Annotated in this window: 19 protein-coding genes and 1 pseudogene; 13 read left to right on the top strand and 7 right to left on the bottom strand. The window is 70.5% G+C overall.

Going from position 1 to position 18,367, the window contains the following annotated elements; genetic code table 11:
• Positions 1-464, top strand: a pseudogene (locus AC3DEV_RS15745) (HNH endonuclease); the annotation flags it as partial.
• A 19-nt stretch (positions 465-483) separates the two neighbouring features.
• Here the strand turns inward: AC3DEV_RS15745 and AC3DEV_RS15750 are convergent.
• On the bottom strand, positions 484-1,947 hold the full coding sequence (locus AC3DEV_RS15750) for an NYN domain-containing protein (RefSeq protein WP_488372704.1): 1,464 nt from the start codon (positions 1,945-1,947) through the stop codon (positions 484-486).
• Positions 1,948-2,046: 99 nt separating this feature from the next.
• On the opposite strand from AC3DEV_RS15750, the gene AC3DEV_RS15755 reads away from it, so the two are divergent.
• Positions 2,047-2,907 (top strand): mycofactocin-coupled SDR family oxidoreductase, encoded by an 861-nt coding sequence (locus AC3DEV_RS15755; RefSeq protein WP_069390118.1) that lies wholly within the window; start codon positions 2,047-2,049, stop codon positions 2,905-2,907.
• A gap of 130 nt (positions 2,908-3,037) precedes the next feature.
• Here the strand turns inward: AC3DEV_RS15755 and AC3DEV_RS15760 are convergent, their stop codons facing one another.
• On the bottom strand, positions 3,038-3,178 hold the full coding sequence (locus tag AC3DEV_RS15760) for a hypothetical protein (RefSeq protein ID WP_167492364.1): 141 nt from the start codon (positions 3,176-3,178) through the stop codon (positions 3,038-3,040).
• Between the two features lie 296 nt (positions 3,179-3,474).
• On the opposite strand from AC3DEV_RS15760, the gene AC3DEV_RS15765 reads away from it, so the two are divergent.
• Both AC3DEV_RS15765 and AC3DEV_RS15770 read left to right on the top strand, forming a co-directional pair.
• Positions 3,475-4,716 carry a fatty acid desaturase family protein gene (locus tag AC3DEV_RS15765; RefSeq protein WP_472982888.1) on the top strand — a complete coding sequence of 414 codons (1,242 nt, stop codon included), beginning with the start codon at positions 3,475-3,477 and terminating at the stop codon, positions 4,714-4,716.
• A 185-nt stretch (positions 4,717-4,901) separates the two neighbouring features.
• The gene (locus AC3DEV_RS15770; protein ID WP_096906673.1) at positions 4,902-5,501 is read left to right on the top strand and encodes a TetR/AcrR family transcriptional regulator; all 600 of its coding nucleotides are present in this window, start codon (positions 4,902-4,904) and stop codon (positions 5,499-5,501) included.
• 57 nt (positions 5,502-5,558) lie between these two features.
• On the opposite strand, the gene AC3DEV_RS15775 is transcribed toward AC3DEV_RS15770, so the two are convergent.
• The 3 genes from AC3DEV_RS15775 to AC3DEV_RS15785 are packed head-to-tail and all read right to left on the bottom strand — an operon-like array spanning position 5,559 to position 9,964.
• Positions 5,559-8,168 (bottom strand): ABC transporter permease, encoded by a 2,610-nt coding sequence (locus AC3DEV_RS15775; protein WP_488372705.1) that lies wholly within the window; start codon positions 8,166-8,168, stop codon positions 5,559-5,561.
• Positions 8,168-8,938, bottom strand: coding sequence for an ABC transporter ATP-binding protein (locus AC3DEV_RS15780; RefSeq protein ID WP_488372706.1), 771 nt, complete (start codon positions 8,936-8,938; stop codon positions 8,168-8,170). Before AC3DEV_RS15780 ends, AC3DEV_RS15775 begins: the two co-directional genes overlap by 1 nt.
• Before the next feature lie 27 nt (positions 8,939-8,965).
• Positions 8,966-9,964 (bottom strand): pseudouridine synthase, encoded by a 999-nt coding sequence (locus tag AC3DEV_RS15785; protein ID WP_488372707.1) that lies wholly within the window; start codon positions 9,962-9,964, stop codon positions 8,966-8,968.
• Positions 9,965-10,220: 256 nt separating this feature from the next.
• Between AC3DEV_RS15785 and AC3DEV_RS15790 the strand changes: the two genes are divergently transcribed.
• The 5 genes from AC3DEV_RS15790 (at position 10,221) to AC3DEV_RS15810 (ending at position 12,914) form a co-directional block, all read left to right on the top strand.
• Positions 10,221-11,117 carry a universal stress protein gene (locus AC3DEV_RS15790; protein ID WP_488372708.1) on the top strand — a complete coding sequence of 299 codons (897 nt, stop codon included), beginning with the start codon at positions 10,221-10,223 and terminating at the stop codon, positions 11,115-11,117.
• Positions 11,114-11,404 carry a GNAT family N-acetyltransferase gene (locus tag AC3DEV_RS15795; protein WP_182635650.1) on the top strand — a complete coding sequence of 97 codons (291 nt, stop codon included), beginning with the start codon at positions 11,114-11,116 and terminating at the stop codon, positions 11,402-11,404. The genes AC3DEV_RS15790 and AC3DEV_RS15795 overlap by 4 nt, the downstream gene beginning before the upstream one ends.
• Positions 11,405-11,563: 159 nt before the next feature.
• Positions 11,564-11,842 carry a GlsB/YeaQ/YmgE family stress response membrane protein gene (locus AC3DEV_RS15800; protein ID WP_488372709.1) on the top strand — a complete coding sequence of 93 codons (279 nt, stop codon included), beginning with the start codon at positions 11,564-11,566 and terminating at the stop codon, positions 11,840-11,842.
• A gap of 99 nt (positions 11,843-11,941) precedes the next feature.
• On the top strand, positions 11,942-12,214 hold the full coding sequence (locus tag AC3DEV_RS15805) for an antitoxin (protein ID WP_488372710.1): 273 nt from the start codon (positions 11,942-11,944) through the stop codon (positions 12,212-12,214).
• A 97-nt stretch (positions 12,215-12,311) separates the two neighbouring features.
• Positions 12,312-12,914, top strand: a complete 603-nt coding sequence (locus AC3DEV_RS15810) for a TetR/AcrR family transcriptional regulator (RefSeq protein WP_488372711.1) — start codon at positions 12,312-12,314, stop codon at positions 12,912-12,914.
• Between the two features lie 27 nt (positions 12,915-12,941).
• On the opposite strand, the gene AC3DEV_RS15815 is transcribed toward AC3DEV_RS15810, so the two are convergent.
• Positions 12,942-13,490: a DUF2020 domain-containing protein gene (locus AC3DEV_RS15815; protein ID WP_488372712.1), complete on the bottom strand. Its 549-nt coding sequence runs from the start codon at positions 13,488-13,490 to the stop codon at positions 12,942-12,944.
• Between the two features lie 91 nt (positions 13,491-13,581).
• On the opposite strand from AC3DEV_RS15815, the gene AC3DEV_RS15820 reads away from it, so the two are divergent.
• Positions 13,582-14,241: a TetR family transcriptional regulator gene (locus AC3DEV_RS15820; protein ID WP_488372713.1), complete on the top strand. Its 660-nt coding sequence runs from the start codon at positions 13,582-13,584 to the stop codon at positions 14,239-14,241.
• Here AC3DEV_RS15820 and AC3DEV_RS15825 read toward each other — a convergent pair.
• Positions 14,238-14,765, bottom strand: a complete 528-nt coding sequence (locus tag AC3DEV_RS15825) for a DUF1990 family protein (RefSeq protein ID WP_488372714.1) — start codon at positions 14,763-14,765, stop codon at positions 14,238-14,240. The genes AC3DEV_RS15820 and AC3DEV_RS15825 overlap by 4 nt on opposite strands.
• Positions 14,766-14,864: 99 nt before the next feature.
• Between AC3DEV_RS15825 and AC3DEV_RS15830 the strand changes: the two genes are divergently transcribed.
• The 3 genes from AC3DEV_RS15830 to AC3DEV_RS15840 all read left to right on the top strand — a co-directional run bounded on the left by AC3DEV_RS15830 (position 14,865) and on the right by AC3DEV_RS15840 (position 18,360).
• On the top strand, positions 14,865-15,830 hold the full coding sequence (locus tag AC3DEV_RS15830; protein ID WP_488372715.1) for a hypothetical protein: 966 nt from the start codon (positions 14,865-14,867) through the stop codon (positions 15,828-15,830).
• Positions 15,831-16,383: 553 nt separating this feature from the next.
• On the top strand, positions 16,384-17,301 hold the full coding sequence (locus AC3DEV_RS15835; protein ID WP_488372716.1) for a L,D-transpeptidase: 918 nt from the start codon (positions 16,384-16,386) through the stop codon (positions 17,299-17,301).
• A gap of 117 nt (positions 17,302-17,418) precedes the next feature.
• Positions 17,419-18,360, top strand: coding sequence for a L,D-transpeptidase (locus AC3DEV_RS15840; protein ID WP_488372717.1), 942 nt, complete (start codon positions 17,419-17,421; stop codon positions 18,358-18,360).
• Positions 18,361-18,367: the final 7 nt, after the last annotated feature.

An 18,367-nucleotide genomic window follows, 5' to 3' on the forward strand; every position in this document is an offset into this window, starting at 1 on the left:
GCTCCGTCCCCGCCGACGCCTGCGACATCGACCACGTCCGCCCCTTCAACCACACAGACCCCACCGCCGGCGGCCCGACCCTCGAGAACAACCTCGCCGCCATGTGCCGCAACCACCACCGCTTCAAAACCTTCCACAACTGGCACTACCAACTCGCCCCCGACGGCACCCTGACCATCACCACCGACACCGGACACACCCTCACCACCCACCCCGACGGCCCCCCCGCCCGCTGGCGCCGCCACACCACCGACACCGACACCGGGGCTGCGACCGACACCAGGGCCGACCCCGACGCCGACATCCCACCTCCACGCCGCCCCTGGCTCGACCCCCGACCCCAGAGCACCCACTGGTACCGACGCGCCCTACGCCTGGCCGCCGAGCGCAAAGCCAACGCCATGGCCCCACCACCAGACACCCCACCCGACCACCACCACGACCCCGACCCACCACCCTTCTGACCGGCCAGGCGTGAAGGCGTCAGCGGTGCTTGAGCAGGACTGCCCGGATCCCCTCGTGGAACCCGTCTCGCAGGCGAACCCGCTGGGCTTCTGTCAGAGTGAACTCGTTGAGCATCTGGCAGGCGAACTGCAGCAACGGGCGGTCGATCCCCGGGGGAAGCACGCCGCCCGAGAGGAGATGCGCCTGGTCCCGCTGACTCTCCGTGGCGGCCCGCTCGTACCACCACGTTGCGTACTGCTGACCCACGTCGAAGGGGGTCTGCTCACCGGACGAGGTCCAGACCTCGTCCGGGAGCGGAACGAACTTCGACCGCAATGGCCGACGATGGGGAGCCATCATCGAGGGGTTCGGCCGGGACGACCCGTTGGAATCCGCACCGGGGTCCGAGGGCTTCTGGACCGAGCCCGCGAACTGGGGAGCGACCCGGGAGGACTGGGCCGGGGACTGGGGGCCCGGGTGCGCCTCGGCCGGGCCGGGCCGCTCGGGCTCCCCCACCCTGTCCGGCTTCCCCGCCTTCTCTGCCTTCTCTCGCTTCTCTGGCTTCTCGGTCTTGTCGCTCTGCTTGGCCAGCTGCGCGGGCGACGGCCCCGCGGTCTGTGAACTCTCGGGCTTCGACGATGCGCCAGGCGCGGGGGACTTGCCGGCCGTCGCCGGTTCGACTGGTTCCTGCGCGGAATCCCCGGCCTCCGGCGCGGGCGGCTCGGACTCGGCTCTCGCTGCGCATTCCTGCTCGTCCGCCGCCAACTCCTCCGCATCGGCCGCACGCTCCTCCTCGGCGGCCGTCAGGCGGGTCTCGTCGGCCACCGAGGTGGCCGAGGCGCGATCCGAGCGCAGGACGACGTCGGCCATCCCCACCGACTCCTCGGTCTCGTGGGCGTCCTCCCCCGGATGCACCGGAGGCGCCGTCGGGGTCCTGACCTTCGGGGGGATGGGGCCCTCGAGGACCCTGATCTGCATGGCGTCGTGAAAGTCGGTGCGGGGATCGAGCACAGTCGTGGTGTCGCAGGCGTGTCGCAGTGCAGAGGAGATCGAATCCCAGCCGAAACCCACGAGATGCATCCGGACACCGGCGTCCACGGCCACCCGCACGCCGGGGATCATGTCGGCATCCCCGGTGACCAGGACCATGTCCGAACACTGGCCCTTGTAGGCGGCTTGGATCATGTCGGCGACGAGGAGGGTGTCGACCGCCTTTTGGGTTCGTCTCTCACCCCACTCGATCAACTGGCCGGCGCGCAGCTGCACGCCCTCGATCACACGGAGAGTGCGCTGATACCGGTGCGGGCCGGAGTCCGGGATGCCGTCATACCAGTTCTGGCGCTGGACCGGCTGGTCCACCAGACCGTGGGCTACGTGGTCTAAACGGTGCACGACCGTGGCCAGGGATATCTCCAGCTGGCCGCGCGCACCCTCCTCCCACGAGTTGTAGAAACTAGCCAGTAGATACGAGGTATCCACGAGGACCAGGGTCCGTTCAAGCATGATGATCACTACCTGTTCTGATTGTCTACGTTGACTTCCAGCATGCCGCAGGGCGGGCGACCCCGCAGGGTCCGCCGCCGAACCACGTCAGGAGCCCCGATGTCGCAAGCCGTCCCCACCCAGGCCGATCTGAGCGGAAGGGTCGTGCTGGTCACCGGCGCCGCACGCGGCCAGGGGCGCGCACACTGCGAGGCGTTCGCCGCCGCCGGATGTGACGTGATCGCTCTCGACCTGTGCCGGGACATCGAGACGGTGCCCTACCCGATGGCCAATCCGGAGGACCTCGAGGCCACCGCCGAGTCCGTTCGCGCGCTCGGCAGGCGCTGCATCACCGGGGAGGTCGACGTTCGGGACCTTCCCGGCATGCGTGCAGCCGTCGACGCCGCGGTGGCCGAGCTGGGCGGCCTGGACTTCGTCGTGGCCAATGCCGGGGTCTCGCCCCAGCCCGCCGCGTCCTGGGAGCGGAGCGAGGAGGAGTGGGACACGACGCTCGACATCAATCTCAAGGGCACGTGGGTGACGACGACGGTGGCGATCCCCCACATCCTGACGACCGGGCGCGGCGGCTCAGTGGTCTTGATCAGCTCGATGGTGGGACTGCGGGGCGGCTCCTTCACCGCCAGTTACGGGACGTCCAAGTGGGCCGTGCGCGGACTCGCCAAGGCCCTCGCCGGTGAGCTCGGGTTCTCAGGCGTCCGGTGCAACTCGATCCACCCCGGCAACGTCCGTACGCCGATGATCGAGAACCCCTCGATGATCGCCATGATGTCGGGCGGGCAGGGCACCACGCTCGAGGACACCGCGGAAACCTTCAGCGGCATGAACCAGATGCCGCAGCCGTGGGTCGAGCCGTCGGCGATCGCGTCCATGGCCGTCTACCTGTGCAGCGACGCGGGCGCGGGCATCACCGGCGCCTCCATTCCGATCGACCTGGGTGGCAGCGAGAAGTTCGGCCTCTGAGCCGGCGGCACGGCCGCTGCCACCACCGCCACCCACCCGGCCGACCGGATGAAACGCGGCAGCCCGCCCCTCGAGCGAGGGGCGGGCTGCCGCGGAGATCACCGGGCGGTGAACCCGGCGCTCGAAAGGATCAGACCGACTCGGGAGTGCCCGCGGGAGCGGTCGGACGGGGAACACTGATGGTCGAGCCGGTGGCGGTCCACACCAGCGACCAGAAGATGTCGATGACCGGCTGGATGGCCTGCAGGAAGATGTCGTTGGCGTTGCTCATGATGTGTCCCCTCGTATTTACTGCTGCGTACTGAGTCGTACTGCGGTATCGGGCGTTCTGTCTGTACCCCACGTAACGCCATCTATGTCGTCACGAACCCGCTCGACGTTACACAACCGTGATGTCCGGCGTGACATCGTCGAACTCCCGCGCAGGCCACGCACGCTTCGGCGCCGGAAAAGAGTCCTCGGCCACACCACGACTGGGCGACGATCGATCAGCTCACCGCACACCAAAAGTGTGACCCGCGCAACCGAACGTACCTACGCGACCGTAAGTTACGGTACCGTAGCTTCATGGCCATCACCGACATCCCGGAATTCGCGCACCTCTCCGAGTCCGACATCGAAGCCCTCGGCGCGGAGCTCGAGCAGATCCGTCAGGACATCATCGGCTCCCTCGGCGAGCGAGATGCCGCGTACATCCACAACACGATCCGTTTCCAGCGGGGACTCGAGATCGCGGCCCGTGCACTGCTCCTCGTGGGCTCACGCAACCGCACGGCCTGGGCGATCGGCGCAGGCACCCTCGGGGTCGCCAAGATCGTCGAGAACATGGAACTCGGCCACAACATCATGCACGGGCAGTGGGACTGGATGAACGACCCCGAGATCCACTCCACCACCTGGGAGTGGGACATCGTGGGCACCGCCGAGCACTGGAAGCAGACCCACAACTACATCCACCACAAGTACACCAACATCGTCGGCCTGGACGACGACGTGGGGTACGGCGTTCTCCGGGTGACCCGCGACCAGCGTTGGCACCCCTTTTACTACGGGAACATCGCCTACAACGCGGCCCTCGCGCTGCTGTTCCAATGGGGCGTGGGGATCCAGCACCTCGAGCTGGGCAAGGTCGCCAAGGGTCGTGACGACCGTCGCGAGACCATGAACAAGCTCTCGCTCTTCGCCAAGAAGGCCGGCCGTCAGCTCGCCAAGGACTACGTCTTCTACCCGCTGCTGTCCGGCAAGGGGTGGAAGTCCACCGCCACCGCCAACCTGGTGGCCAACGGGATCCGCAACGTCTGGACCAACGCGGTGATCTTCTGTGGCCACTTCCCCGACGGTGCCGAGAAGTTCACCAAGAAGGACGTGGAGAACGAGACGCAGGCGGAGTGGTACCTGCGGCAGATGCTCGGCTCCGCCAACATCACCGGCGGTCCGGTCGTCGACTTCATGTCAGGCAACCTGTCGTACCAGATCGAGCACCACATCTACCCGGACATGTCGTCCAACCGGCTCGCGGAGGCGTCCATCCGGGTACGTGAGGTGTGCCGCAAGTACGACCTGCCCTACGTGGCCGGTCCCCTGCCGGTGCAGTACTTCAAGACCTGGCGCACCATCGCCAAGCTGTCGCTGCCCAACCACATGCTGCGCGACACGACCGACGACGCGCCGGAGACCCACTCCGAGCGGATGTTCGCCGACCAGCCCAAGCCGCTGCCGGCCGTGGAGGGTCAGCGGGCGGGCCTGAAGACCGCGCTGCAGCACCACCGCGCCACGCGGCGGGCCCGCAAGGTCGCCGCCGTGGCCTGACCAGCGGCCGCAGGATCGACGCCAGGGACGCCCCGGCACCGGATACCGGTGCCGGGGCGTCCGTGATTCCGACGCCCACGGCCCCGTACGGCGATAGGCTGTCGCTCGAGTCGGCGGGACCCGTCGACGTCCGGCACTACACCGGTCGAGCTGAATGTCCGTGGAACACGACGACGGGAGCCCCCATGGAGGACCGGCGCATGCTCATCGCCGATTCCGCGATCGAGGTCGTGGCGAGGGACGGGGTCCGTGCCCTCACCCATCGCGCCGTGGACTCGGAGGCGGGATTGCCCTCGGGCTCCACCTCCTACTACTGCCGCACCCGCGCGCAGCTGCTCACCCTCACCGTCGACCGGCTCACCTCGCTGCTGCGGGGATTCGTCGAGGTCTCGGGGATCCAGGAACTGGCGTCCTCCGACGCCGACGACGTGCTGGGGATGCTCACGCGCATGGTCGACGGGTTGTTGGCCGACTACCGCGGTGAGCTGGCGGCCAGATCGGCGTTGATCGTCGAACTCGCCGGCAAGGAGGACACCACGGACCTCGTGGCCGCCCTGCTCGATCCGAGCGACCTCGTCGGCGCACTCGACGCCGCCGGGCTGCGCGACCCGGCCACAGCCGCACTGGACCTGTTGACCGTGTACGAGGGCCTGCTGTGGGAGCGCACGGTCGGCAGGCTGGCCGGCGTCGAGGTCGACCAGAAACACGACGCCGAGGTGCTGGGCGCGGTGCTCGCCCGCCACGAGCACCGCGGTCCCCGCAACCTCTTCGGCCTGCGCCGCTAGCGTGGACGTCGCCCGCGGGCGACGTCCACGGGCGACGTCCACGGGCGACCCCCGCACCTAGTCCGAGATCGCCTCGAGCGGGTCGGTCTTGGCGGCCCGGTGCGCGGGCCACAACGACGCCAGGACCCCGACGACCGCCGAGGCCGCCAGCACGACGCCGATGCTGCCCCACGGGATCGTCGTCTCCGTCAGTCCGCTGTCCGCGAGCACGGTGACGAACGCCCAGCCGAGGTAGACGCCCACCGCCGCGCCGATCAACGCGCCGAACACGGCGATCTGCGTGGACTCGAGGTTGATCGTGCGGCGGACCTGCGAGCGCTGCATGCCCACCGCGCGGAGCATCCCGATCTCGGTGCGACGCTCGATCACCGACAGGGCGAGGGTGTTGACGATGCCCAGGACCGCGATGACCAGGGCCAGCCCCAGCAGCGCGTAGATGATCGTCAACAGCTGGTCGATCCCGCCGGTCTGTGTGTCGATGTACTGCTGCTTGCTCTGGACCATCGCGATCGGGATGTCGGTGAGCTCGTCGGTCACCGCCGCGAGGACCTCGTCCTCGCTCACCCCGTCGTCCGCCGCGACGAGCACGTTGAAGGTCGACCGCAGGTTCTCCGGCACCAGGCGTTCGTAGACGTCCATCCCGGTGTAGAACTGCCCGAGGATCTGGGAGTCCTCGTAGATCCCGGTGACCCGGAGGGTGCTCTCACTGCCGTCGGGCGCGACGAGCGGCACGGACGCGCCCATCGTCCACCCCTTGTCCCTGGCGACGGTCCGGGACACGACGAGCGAGTCGGGGCCGGGGTCGAGCGAACCGTCGACCACGGTGGCGTCGATCATCTCGCCGACGGGCCCGCCGGCGGCGGACAGCGCCTGCGGTTCCCCGGCGAGCTGGGCGAACGCGAACGCCAGCCAGGCCACGTCACCGACCTCGTCGAGGTCGGCGATCTGCTGCTCGATGCCGCCGGGCAGCGGGGTCGGCGGGCCCTGGGACGCCACGCCCTGGACCACGACGTCGGCGTTGATGTCCTGGTCGATGACGCCGCTGACGCTCTCCTTCGTGGTGGCGCCGAGGGTTCCGAACGCCGCCACCAGGGTCAGTCCCAGCGTGAGCGCGAACGCGGTCGCGGCGGTCCGGCGGGTATTGCGTCCGGCGTTGGTGGCGGCGAGCTTGCCGACCGCGCCGAACGGTGCGCCGATCACCCTGCCGATGCCACCGGCGATCGGTTTGGCGAGCGCGGGCATCACCAGGAAACTGCCGATGATCAGCGCGGCCGCACCGACACCGACCGTGATCGCACCGTCCCGCGTCGTCTCCTGCCAGGTACCTATCACCGCGAGCATGAGGCCGCTCACCACGGCGAACAGGCCGACGGCGGTGCGCCATCCGCCGCCGGCCTCGGTGGTGGCCGAGCCGACTCGCATGCCCTGCACCGGGGCGACGCGTCCGGCGCGTCGGGCGGGCGCCCAGGCGGAGAAGACGGTGACGACGAAGCCCAACACCAGCGGGGTGATGACCGACATCGGGGTGAGCGAGAGGGCTCCGGACGGGATGCCCAGGTCGAAGGCCTCGAGCGCCACGAAGATCAGCTGGGCCAGGCCGAAGCCCACCACCACGCCGATCCCGGAGCCGACGAGCCCGGTGACGGCGGCCTCGGCCATCACCGATCGGGTGAGCTGCCCGCGGGAGGCGCCGATCGCGCGCAGCAGGGCGAGCTCCCGCAGCCGCTGGGCGACGAGCATGGAGAAGGTGTTGTAGATGATGAACGTGCCGACCAGCAGCGCGATCAGCCCGAACGCGACGAAGAAATAGTTGATGAAGTCGAGGACGGTCGACAGTTGCTCGGACAGTCGCTCCTTGATCTCCTCGCCGGTCCGGACCTCGTAGTCGGGGAACTCGGCCGCGATCGTGTCGCGGACCTCTTCCTGACTCACGCCCGGTTCCGCGCGGACGGAGACGTTGGAGGCGTTCTCGCCGTCGGTGAACAGGGCGCGGGCGCGTTCCTCCGAGAACCCGACGCCCACGTACCCGCCGATGTCGGTCTCGTTGGCGTAGGCACCCACGACGGTCACGTCGAGGACGCCCTGCCCGGTGGTGTAGACCTCGGCGGTGTCGCCGACGGCGAGGCCGGCGGCGGTGAGCACGGTCTCGGGGAGGACGACCTCGTCGTCGGCGGCGGGGGCGCGGCCGTCCGTGATCCAGCTGCTCTCGCCGACCGCGTCGTCGGGATCGATCCAGGCCAGGCCCTCGGACGGCGCGCCACCGGACTGGTACGGGGTGCCGTCGGCGTTGAACAGCACCACGGTGCCGGACACGCCGGGCATGGCCGCCTCGACGCCCGGCAGGTCGAGCACCTGCTCGGCCACCTCGAACGGCACGCCCGCCCCGCGGGGGTCCTCGGGTTCGATCATCGCGGCGAGGTCCGCGGTGCCCTGGTCGAGCAGTCCGTCGAAGGTGCTCTTGAGGGTGGAGGTGAAGACCAGCGAGCCGGTGACGAACGCGGTGCCCAGGACCACCGCCAGCACGGACAGCACCAGGCGGAGTTTGTGGGCGGCGATGTTGCGCAGGGAGACGCGCAGCATCGGGCGCGTGTGGCGCGGGGCGTGGGCGGACTCGTGTCGCCCCCCGCCGGCGGGTCCGGCGTGCCCGGAGGCGTGCCTGGCCGCCATCACCGCTCCTCGAGGGCGCCCATGGCCGCCAGGATCTCGTCGGCGGTCGGATGGGCGAGCTCACGGACGACCCGGCCGTCGGCGAGCAGCAGGACGCGGTCGGCGTAGGTGGCGGCGCGCGGGTCGTGGGTGACGATCACGACGGTCTGACCGAAGTCGTCTGCGGCGCTGCGCAGGATGGCCAGGACCTCGGCCGAGGAGGTGGAGTCGAGGTTGCCGGTGGGCTCGTCACCGAACAGGATGTCCGGGCGGCCGACCAGGGCGCGGGCGCACGCCACGCGCTGCTGCTGGCCGCCGGACAGTTCGGACGGCCGGTGCGAGAGCCGGTCGGCGATCCCCAGCCGGCCGATCACCTCGTCGAACCAGGCCCGGTCGATGCCGTGGCCTGCGATGTCCTGGGGCAGGGTGATGTTCTCCTCGGCCGTCAGGGTCGGGACGAGGTTGAAGGACTGGAACACGAATCCGATGCGGTCGCGTCGCAGCGCCGTCAGTTCCTTGTCCGCCAGCCCCACGATCTCGGTATCGCCGATCCGCACCGACCCCGAGGTCGGCCGGTCCAGTCCCGCCATGCAGTGCATGAGGGTCGACTTGCCCGAGCCGGAGGGGCCCATGATCGCCGTGAACCGTCCCCGTTCGAAGGTCGCGCTGACGTGGGCGAGTGCACGGACCTCGGTCTCGCCCTCCCCGTAGGTCATGACGAGGTCGGTGGCGACGGCGGCCGCGGAGTGCGGCTCGCCGTCGTGTCGGTGGGTCTCGGCCTGGGTGGTCATGTGCTCCCTCGGATCATGGTGGTCGATCTAAAGCTTGCAGGAATTCGGAGCGGAAGCCGATGGGGGATTGCCCGGGTGTCCACCCTGATCCTGCTCACGGGTCCAGGCGTCGAGGGTCCGCCGGGTGGCGAACTCGCGTTTCTCGCCCGAGACGGGGTCGGTGAAGGCGATCGACTCGGCCAGCAACTGGAGTGGTGTCGAGAAGTCGCCGGGGGCCACGTCGAGCACACGGGGGTAGAGATCGTCGCCGAGTATCGGGGTCCCGAGGGCGTTCATGTGCACGCGCAGCTGGTGGGTGCGGCCGGTGGTGGGTTCGAGCCGGTAGAGCCCGATCCGCCCGGCCCCGTCCCCCCGGGTGCCCAGGAGAGTGATGCGGGTGTGGGCGTCGGGCTCGCCGTCGACCTCGGCCGCCTGCAGGACGCCGCGGGTCTTGACGATCCGGCTGGACCGCTGCCGTTCGGCGGGAACCCCGTCGGGGGCGGTCGCGACCGCCAGGTAGGTCTTGGTGACCCGGCGGGCGGCGAAGAGTTCCTGGTAGGCGCCGCGGTGCGCGGGATCGACGGTGAAGACCAGGACGCCGGCGGTGAGCCGGTCGAGGCGGTGGGCGGGCGCGAGGTCGTCCAGCGCGAGATCGCGCCGGAGCCGGACGAGTGCGGTCTCGGTGACGTGCCCCGCGCGGGGGGTCGTGGCGAGGTAGTGGGGTTTGTCGACGACGACGAGGCGGTCGTCCGCGTGCAGGACCTCGACCTCAAACGGGACCGGGATCTCGGGCTCCGGCGTCCGGTACATCCACACGTCCATCCCCCGGTGCCGCCGGGTGGCGGCGGTGACCGGTGCCCCGTCGGCGGTGACGACCTGCCCCGCCTCGAGGGCCACGGTGAGCTCGGCGAGCCGATCGGGGAAGCGTCGGCGCAACTCCTCGGGGATGCTGCGGGGCCCCTGTCCGGGGTCGGCCAGCCGGATCCGGACCGGGTCGACACCGTTCCGCAGCGGGAGGGGCCGCCCACGGCGTCTCGAGCTGGACATGTCCACGAGCCTAGTCGGTGGGCTACACTCACTCGAGCACCATCTGTCCCTCGCACCACTCTGAACACTCGGGAGCGCCCATGATCGACGTCGTCGTCGACTTCTTCCTCTTCGGCCCGGGCCGCGTCGTCCTCCCGGCGTTCCAGGGGAGTTTCAACATGGCCTACCCGGCCAACGCCCCGTTCCCGGACCAGCTCTAGACGGCCCACTCCCAAACCGCGATCCGGTGTCGTATCCCGGCGGTAGGGTCGGGGCCATGGCTTCCCTCGAGAACACCGTCGTCGTCGGCGTCGACGGCTCCGCCGCCTCCACCGGTGCGGTCGCGTACGCCGCCAACACCGCCGCCACCCGCCGCATCCCGCTGCTCCTCGTGACCAGCTACACGATGCCGGCCGCGATGTTCGCCGAGGGGATGATCCCTCCGCAGCCCGTCTACGACGAGCTGGAGCGGGAGTGCACGCCCATCATCGAGAAGGCCCGTGAGACCGCGGCCAAGGTGGTGCCCGGCATCGAGGTGTCGCACGCGATCGTCGAGGGCAATCCCGCGCAGGTGCTCATCGACTACTCGCGCAAGGCCAAGCTCATCGTCCTGGGTTCCCGCGGCCTGGGCGGGATCAAGGGCATGGTGCTCGGCTCGGTGTCGGCGGCGGTGGCCAGCCACGCGTTCTGCCCGGTCGTGGTGACCCGGGAGGACACGGACGATCTGAACCGCAGCGGCCCGGTCGTCGTGGGGATCGACGGCTCCGAGGTCAGCGCCAAGGCCACCGAGTGGGCGTTCGCCGAGGCCTCCGCGCGGTCCGCCCCCCTCGTCGCCGTGCACACCTGGATGGATCCGCAGGTGCAGGCCGCGGCGGCCGGCATCTCCCTCACCGAGGATGACTGGAAGGAACTCGAGGAGCAGCAGCTCCAGACGCTGTCGGAGCGGCTGGCGGGATTCTCGGACCGGTACCCCGATGTCGAGGTGCAGCGGTTCGTCACGCGCGATCGCGCGGTCCGGGCACTCGTCGAGCAGGCCGAGAACGCCCAGCTCGTCGTCGTCGGCTCCCACGGGCGGGGCGGGTTCACGGGCATGGTCCTCGGCTCCACCTCCCGCGCGCTCCTGCAGGCGGCCCCGTGCCCGGTGATGGTCGTCCGTCCGGAATCGCACTCATGAGCTGCGAGGACAACGTTCAGGTTCGGCGTGACACCGCCGCCGGGCGATTCGAGATCCTCGTGGACGATGTGGTGGCGGGTTTCGCCGACTATTCCGACGGCACGGACGGCGTCCGGGAGTTCCCCCACACGGTGGTCGCGTCCGAATTCGGTGGGCGCGGTCTCGCCGGGACGCTGGTCGGTGAGGCGCTGCAGGTGACCCGGGAGGAGGGACTGCGGGTGCGCCCGTCGTGTTCGTTCGTCGCGGGATACATCCAGAAGCACCCGGAGGCCGCGGAGATCGCCTGAGGCCGCGGGCGGGTGGCCCGGCGGACACGGACCGGTAACGAGTGAGTGACGTTTAACGCCACACGGCGTGCGACCGGAAGCATTCGTGTCTGTGTCGTGTTCTCCTGAGTGAGCGGCCCGTCCCGGGCCGATTACGACTCTCGGGAAAGGACAACCACAATGCTGTGGAGCATCATCTCCTGGATCATCGTCGGTGGCCTCGCTGGCTGGATCGCCTCCATGATCATGGGCAAGAACGCACAGATGGGCCTCGTGGCCAACGTTCTCGCCGGCGTGATCGGCGCATTCATCGTCGGCTTCCTCGTCTCGCTCTTCACGAGCGGCGGCGGGATGCCCGAGGCCTTCTCCATCTGGGGCTTCGTCGCCGCCATCATCGGCGCGATCCTGGTCATCTTCGTCGTCTCCGCCATCAAGGGGCGCGGACGCACCAAGGTCTGACCCCGGCGCCAGACGCCACACAACGCGACATCCGGGCGGCCCGGCCCGAAGCGGGGTCGGGCCGCCCGTCTGCATAACCCGGAGTGGAAGGAGCCTGACATGGGACTGTTCGACAAGGCCAAGGACCTCGCAGGAAAGAACCCGGACAAGGTGGATTCGGCACTCGACAAGACCGGCGACGCGTTCGACCAGCGCACCGGCGGTAAGTACTCGGAGCACACCGATACCGCGCAGCAGAAGGCCGGCGAGTTCCTCACCGGTCGCACTGCGGACGCGCCCGACAACCCGGACGCCCCGGACGGCACGCCGACGCCGAACCCGGACTCGTCGCAGCACAGCCGCCCGCCGGCCGACGGCCAGCCGCCGGCCTGACCATCATCGACCGCACCGTCGGGCGATGGGGCCGGTGTCCGCCGCGCGCGGCACCGGCCCCGTGGTGTCGGCGGTCACTGCCGATAGTGTGTACCCCGTGACGAGCACACGGTCGACCAAGCCCGGGCCGCGGGAGCGACTCCTGGCGACGGCGACCCGTCTGTTCTCCACCGACGGGATCCGTGCGGTCGGGATCGACCGGATCCTGCGGGAGGCCGGGGTGGCCAAGGCCAGCCTGTACAACACCTATGGGTCGAAGGACGAGCTCGTCGTGGCCTACCTGCGGTCGGTCGCCGAACGGGACCGTGACCTGTGGCGGCGTCGCGCCGACCTCGCCCCGGATGCCCGGGGCCGCATCCTGGCACTGTTCGACATCGTCCGCGAGCAGGTCGAGCCCGCCATGCCCGGGTCCTGCCACCTCGCGGCGGCGATCGAGTTCCCCAGCCCGGCGACGGACGGCGAGCGCGCCATCCGCGCCGCTGTGGCCGATCAGCGGCAGTGGGTCGCCGAGACCCTGCGCTCCGAGCTCGCCGGCATGGGCCTCGAGGACCCGGACAACATCACCGACCTGGCCGACCGGTTGGCGCTCCTCCACGACGGCTCGGTGACCGCCGCCATGCTCGGTGAGGCCCGGACCACCGCGATGACCGCCCGCAGCATGGCCGAGCTCATCCTGGGGATGGTCACCGACCCGACGTGATCCACGTGAATCCTGTGGCGCGGCGGCTCAGCCCGCCACCCGCGGTGCGGTGAGCTCGGCTATCCGCTGGGCCGTCGTCGGATCCTCCTGCGTGGACTGCACGGCCAGCACCCGGGCGTCGCGGGACAGGACCACCAGCGCACCGCCCAGGCCCACCGTACGGCCGCCGCTCCAGCCTCCCTCCGCCTGCGAGGGTTCGGCCTCGCCGGAGGGCGCCGACTCCTCCACCAGCTCCGCCGCCCGCTCCGGGGACGCGACCGAGTACACGGTGGTCGTGAGCTGCACCTCGCCGTCTGAGTCGTAGAAGAAGCAGGCCGCGGGCTCCACGCCGTCGTCGATCCGCACGTCGGTGACCGGCTGGCCGCTGAGTCGTGTGACCTCGTCGGCGGACAGGTACGGGCACTCGGCATCGGCGACCGGTTCGACGGGCGACAGTTCCGGCTCTGTTGTCTCGGGCGGGGCGGTCCGGATGGTGCCCATCTCAGGGGCCGGCCCGGAGCCGCCGCCGCACCCGGCGAAGGCACCGAGCAGGATCGCCGACACCGCGACGAGGGCTGGGGAGGCGGGTGTGCGCATCCCGCCAGGATAGATGCCGCTTCGGTCAGTACTGTTGACCGTGGCGGTGCGGCTGACCGCCCGACACGGCGACGGGACCGGGAGGTGGCAGATGAGCGACTCCGCGAGCATCGCTGCGGGCGCCGACCGCGCGGAGGATCGCCGCCGCGACCTGCGCGGTGCGATCTCCGCCGCCGCGGTCGACCTGGTGATCGAGCGAGGACTCGACGCGGTGACGGTCGACGAGATCGCCCGAGCCGCCAACGTGTCGCGGCGGACGTTCTTCAACTACTTCCCGTCCAAGGCCGCCGCCTGCATCCCGGACACTCCCCCCGCCGGTCGCGACGCGGTGAGGGAGTTCCTCACCGACCGCAGCGTGTCCACCATGACCGCCCTCTCACGGCTCATGTGGCACCAGGTGTCCAACGCACGGCGGCAGAGCCGGGCCTTCGACCGATTCCACGACATGTGGCGCCGGGAGGCGAGCGTCCGGACCCAGGTCTACGAGATCCTGGCGTGCAACGAGAAGGAGCTGGCGTCCCTGGTGGCGCGCCGGGAGGGGCGGGAACCGGACTCGGTGGAGGCCGCGACGGTGGCGGCCGCGTCGATCGCGATCCTCCGGATCGCCGTGGAACGGTGGCGCACCGACGAGCCGGGTTCCCTGCTCGAATACCGCATCCGGGAATCATTCGATGCCATCCGGGGCTCGGTGACCGAGCCGACCGACGTCGTCAGGGGCCCGGCTGCCCCCGACGGCGCCGTGCCCGGTTAGAAAGCGCCGCCGAGCGTCCGGACCAGGCGGTCGCCCATGCGTTCGTAGGCGCGCGCCTCGCGGCCCGCGGCACCGGGCAGCACCGTGGAGGTGCGCGGCCGCCACACCGTCCGGACGGTGACGGTGACCTCGTCCGTCCCGGGGTGCAGGTCGAGGTGGCAGCGGTGCTCGGCCACCGCGGTGTTGCCCTCGAGGGTGCCGACGACGACGCCCTGCCGGAGCGACTCGTCGATCAGGTCGACGAGTCGGCAGGGTCCACGCATCGGCCCGTAGAGCACGACGAGGTCCGACGGCGAGGGCGGTTCCGCCGATTCCGTCCTGATCCCCGCGCGGGCGTGGGCGGCCAGACTGAGCAGATCGTCCGCGGCCCCGTCGAACAGGGCGACCCCCTCGCCGAGCACGGCGTGGGCGACAACCTCCCTCCACCCACCGGGAAGGCGCCCGGCTTCGTGCAGATCCGATCGCCGGTAGCCGAGTGCGGGCCCCGGCAGCGGCTGCGCGTCCCGCCCGCGTCTCGCTTCCACATCCGGCAGTGTCGCCGAGCGAGATGAGCGGGCCGCGCACGCGCGGTGAACGCCGGACGTCGGGGCCATGACAGTGGGGCCGACCCGTAGGATCGGGCCATGCGATCGCAGCGACCCCGTCCGGCGCGCGGACGCCGTCTCGCCGGAGGGTTCGTCGCCCTGGCGGCCACGGTGGCTGTCGCCGGATGCACTGCCACGGGCCCCGGTTCGGGTGACGCGGGCCCGCCGAGGCTCACCCCGAATCCCCGGCACGACGTCGCCGCCGCGATGGTCGAGGGTCGGCCCGCGCTCGAGGAACGACTCAACGCCTGCGAACTCCTCGACCTGACCACCGAGGAGATCATCGACCTCACCGGTGCCGACATGCCGGTGGTCGATCCGACCGGTTCCGGTGACCTGGGGCTGCTGTGCACCTACGGCGGCCCGGGGTCACCCGAGAGGTACGAAGCCGGACTGGCGGGCACCAGCACGACCGACGCCGAGGCGACGGCCACCGACGCCGACGCCTCCGAGGTCTCGGATGCGGAATCGGCGGACACGGAGGGCGCGGCGGGCGCGGCGGGCGCGGCGGAGGCCACGACCGATGCGTCGACGCCTGACGCCACGGCCGACGAGTCGGCGACGACCTCGGCGACCACGGCGACCACGGCGACCACGGCGACGACCACCCCGCCGGCCTTCGATCCGGACGTCGTCCCCGACACCGTTGCCGCCGGGGTCGTCACGCCCCGCGACGGTGCCCGGGCCGCGCTCGCGGGTCAGGCCACACTGCTGGGCGCCAGGTACGCCTGCTCGGAGATCCGCGGACCGGGTGCCGCGGAGGCCGGCCTGACGGCCCCGGGCGAGCCCGGGGCACCCGCCGCGGTCGGCCCACGGCCAGCCACGTTGTACATCGACTGCGTGGCAGCGCCCACCGGCGGCGGCGTCGAGGTACACACGATCCTCATCTCCGGCGACGAGCTGTGGCACATCACGATGCTCAGACCCGAGACGCCGAGGTCACCACAGGCCGAGTCGTCGGCGCTGGCCGGACTGCACCGCGTGGCACAGGAGATCATCGGCTAGAGGTGGGCCGAAATGACGGGAACGGCGCCGGAGCCCCTCAGCATCCGACGCCGTCCCTCCATCTGGCAGATCGCGTACGATCCGGCCTCCACGCTGCCTCTCGGCTGCGGGTCGGCACCCCCCCAGGTGCCCCGGTCGGCAAGACCGGCCCCTCGTTACGTGAAGTCGCAGCCCCTCAGCAACCACTTCACTTCGCCACCCACCCCTCGGCGGTGACTGAGATGACCCTATGTTGCAGCTGCCGTTCGATCAAGCCCATGATCAGGCGTTTCTCCGTTGACTTTCGCTCAACGACGGCCGCCGCATGGATCTACCAGCGGTTCTCCCCGCGGCGATACCAACGAACATTGGAAAGGTGCCCGGCCGGGTCGGTGCGCGTCCCCGGCGGAGCGGGCACCCACCGTGATCCCCGCCCGCGCTCGGAGATGTACAGGCCGGGCACCTGATATGTACTGTTACTGATGTTACTTATGTGACGCGTGGGGTTGGCTGTCCGCCCTCACGCGACCCCCGCTGTCGCCGCCCGCCGCGGTACCCGCTTTCGAGGAGAACGATGTCGCGCCGCACCCGGTCCTTCGCAACGCTTCTGGCCACGGCCTGCCTCGTCGTCGTCGGCCTCTCCCCCGCCGCCTCCGCGCAGTCACTCCTCGGCCCCACCGGATCCACCGGCTCGGTCGGCGCGCTGGGCCTGGAATCCGCGCCACTGCCCGCGGTCGGCGGATCGACCGGCGTACTCACCCTGCCAGTCCCCGCCATCGGGCGGACCACGGCCGAGACCGGGGTGGCCTCGGTCTACCCCACCTCGGGCGAGACGGTGGGCGTCGCGCAACCGGTGATGATCCGGTTCGACCAGCCCGTCGCCGACCGTGCCCGCGCCGAGGCGTCGGTGGGAATCCGCACGGCGCCCGCCGTGGACGGCAAGTTCTACTGGGTCGGCGACTCGGAACTGCGCTGGCGACCACACGAGTTCTGGCCCGCGGGCACCTCCGTCACCGTGTGGGCCGGAGGGCGTGAGACCGTCTTCCGCACCGGCGACGCGGTGATCTCGACCTACGACGACGCCACCCACACCGTCACCGTCACCCGCAACGGCCAGGTGGTGCGCACCATGAAGGCCTCCGCCGGCCGCGACGCCTACGCCACCCACAACGGCGTCTACTACAACGGCTGGCGGGCCCGCGAGGTGCGCATGGACTCGGAGACCTGGGGACTGTCCCGGACCGCCGGCGGGTACGACACGATCGTCGAGAACGGCGTGCGGCTGAGCTACGACGGCATCTTCATCCACTCGGCGCCGTGGTCGGTCGCCGACCAGGGCGTCCGCAACGTCTCGCACGGCTGCATCAACGTCAGCCCCGAGGACGCGGCCTGGTACTTCGACAACACCCGCAACGGCGACCCGTTCATCGTCACCGGCGGCCCCGGCCGACCGTTCGGCGCGTTCGACGGTCAGGGCGACTGGAACTACTGATCGCGGGCGGCCGCGGGCCGCCGCTCCGAAACACTTCGGTTGTGACGCACGATATATCCGGGTAGAAGTCTGTCGTAACGCTTAGAGAATCCCTCGCCGCCCTCAGGAGCCCCTCACATGACCCGTTCCTCCCGCCCCTCGGTGGCCGCCGCGGTCCTCGCCGCGATCGCGCTCCTCATGGGGGTGTCGGTCGGCGCGGGCACCGCCCCGACCGCCGAGGCCCAGTCCGTCATGCCGCTGAGCCCTCCCGGGGTGCCGCAGCTCGAGAACGCGCCCCTGTACACGCCGGCCATCCCGGGCGTCGGCGCGATGCCCGTACTGACCTACCCGGTCATCGGGCCCGCGCGGCCGACACCCGAGTACGGCAACGTCGACATCTTCCCCACCCCGAACGAGATCGTGGGCGTGGCGCAGCCGGTCATGTTCTTCTTCGACCGCCCCATCAGCGACCGGGCGCGGGCCGAGGCCACGATCGGCATCCGCACCGAGCCGGCGGTCCCGGGCAAGTTCTACTGGGTGAACGACCGCGAGGTGCGCTGGCGGCCCCACGAGTTCTGGCCGGTCAACACCTCGGTCACCGTGTGGGCCGGCGGCAAGCGCCAGCAGTCGTTCCGCACCGGCGACGCCGTGATCGCCGAGTTCGACGACCGCACCAAGCTCGTCACCGTCACCCGCAACGGCCAGCACATCCGCACCATGCGGGCCTCCGCCGGACGGCCCGGCTGGGAGACCTACAACGGCACCTACTACACCGGCCAGCGCGGGCGTGAGGTCCGCATGAACTCGGAGACGTTCGGTCTGCGCATCGAGGACGGCGGGTACAACTCGATCATCAACGACGCCGTCCGGCTCTCCTACGACGGCATCTACATCCACTCCGCACCGTGGTCGGTCGCCGACCAGGGTGTCCGCAACGTCTCCCACGGCTGCATCAACGTCAGCCCCGCCGACGCCCGCTGGTACTACGACACCAGCCGCAACGGCGACCCGTTCATCGTCAAGAACGGGCCCGGCCGCCCGTTCGGCGCGTTCGACGGCCAGGGCGACTGGAACTACTGACGCCCGC

The sequence above is a fragment of the Dietzia sp. IBK-p2-15D genome (assembly GCF_057773105.1).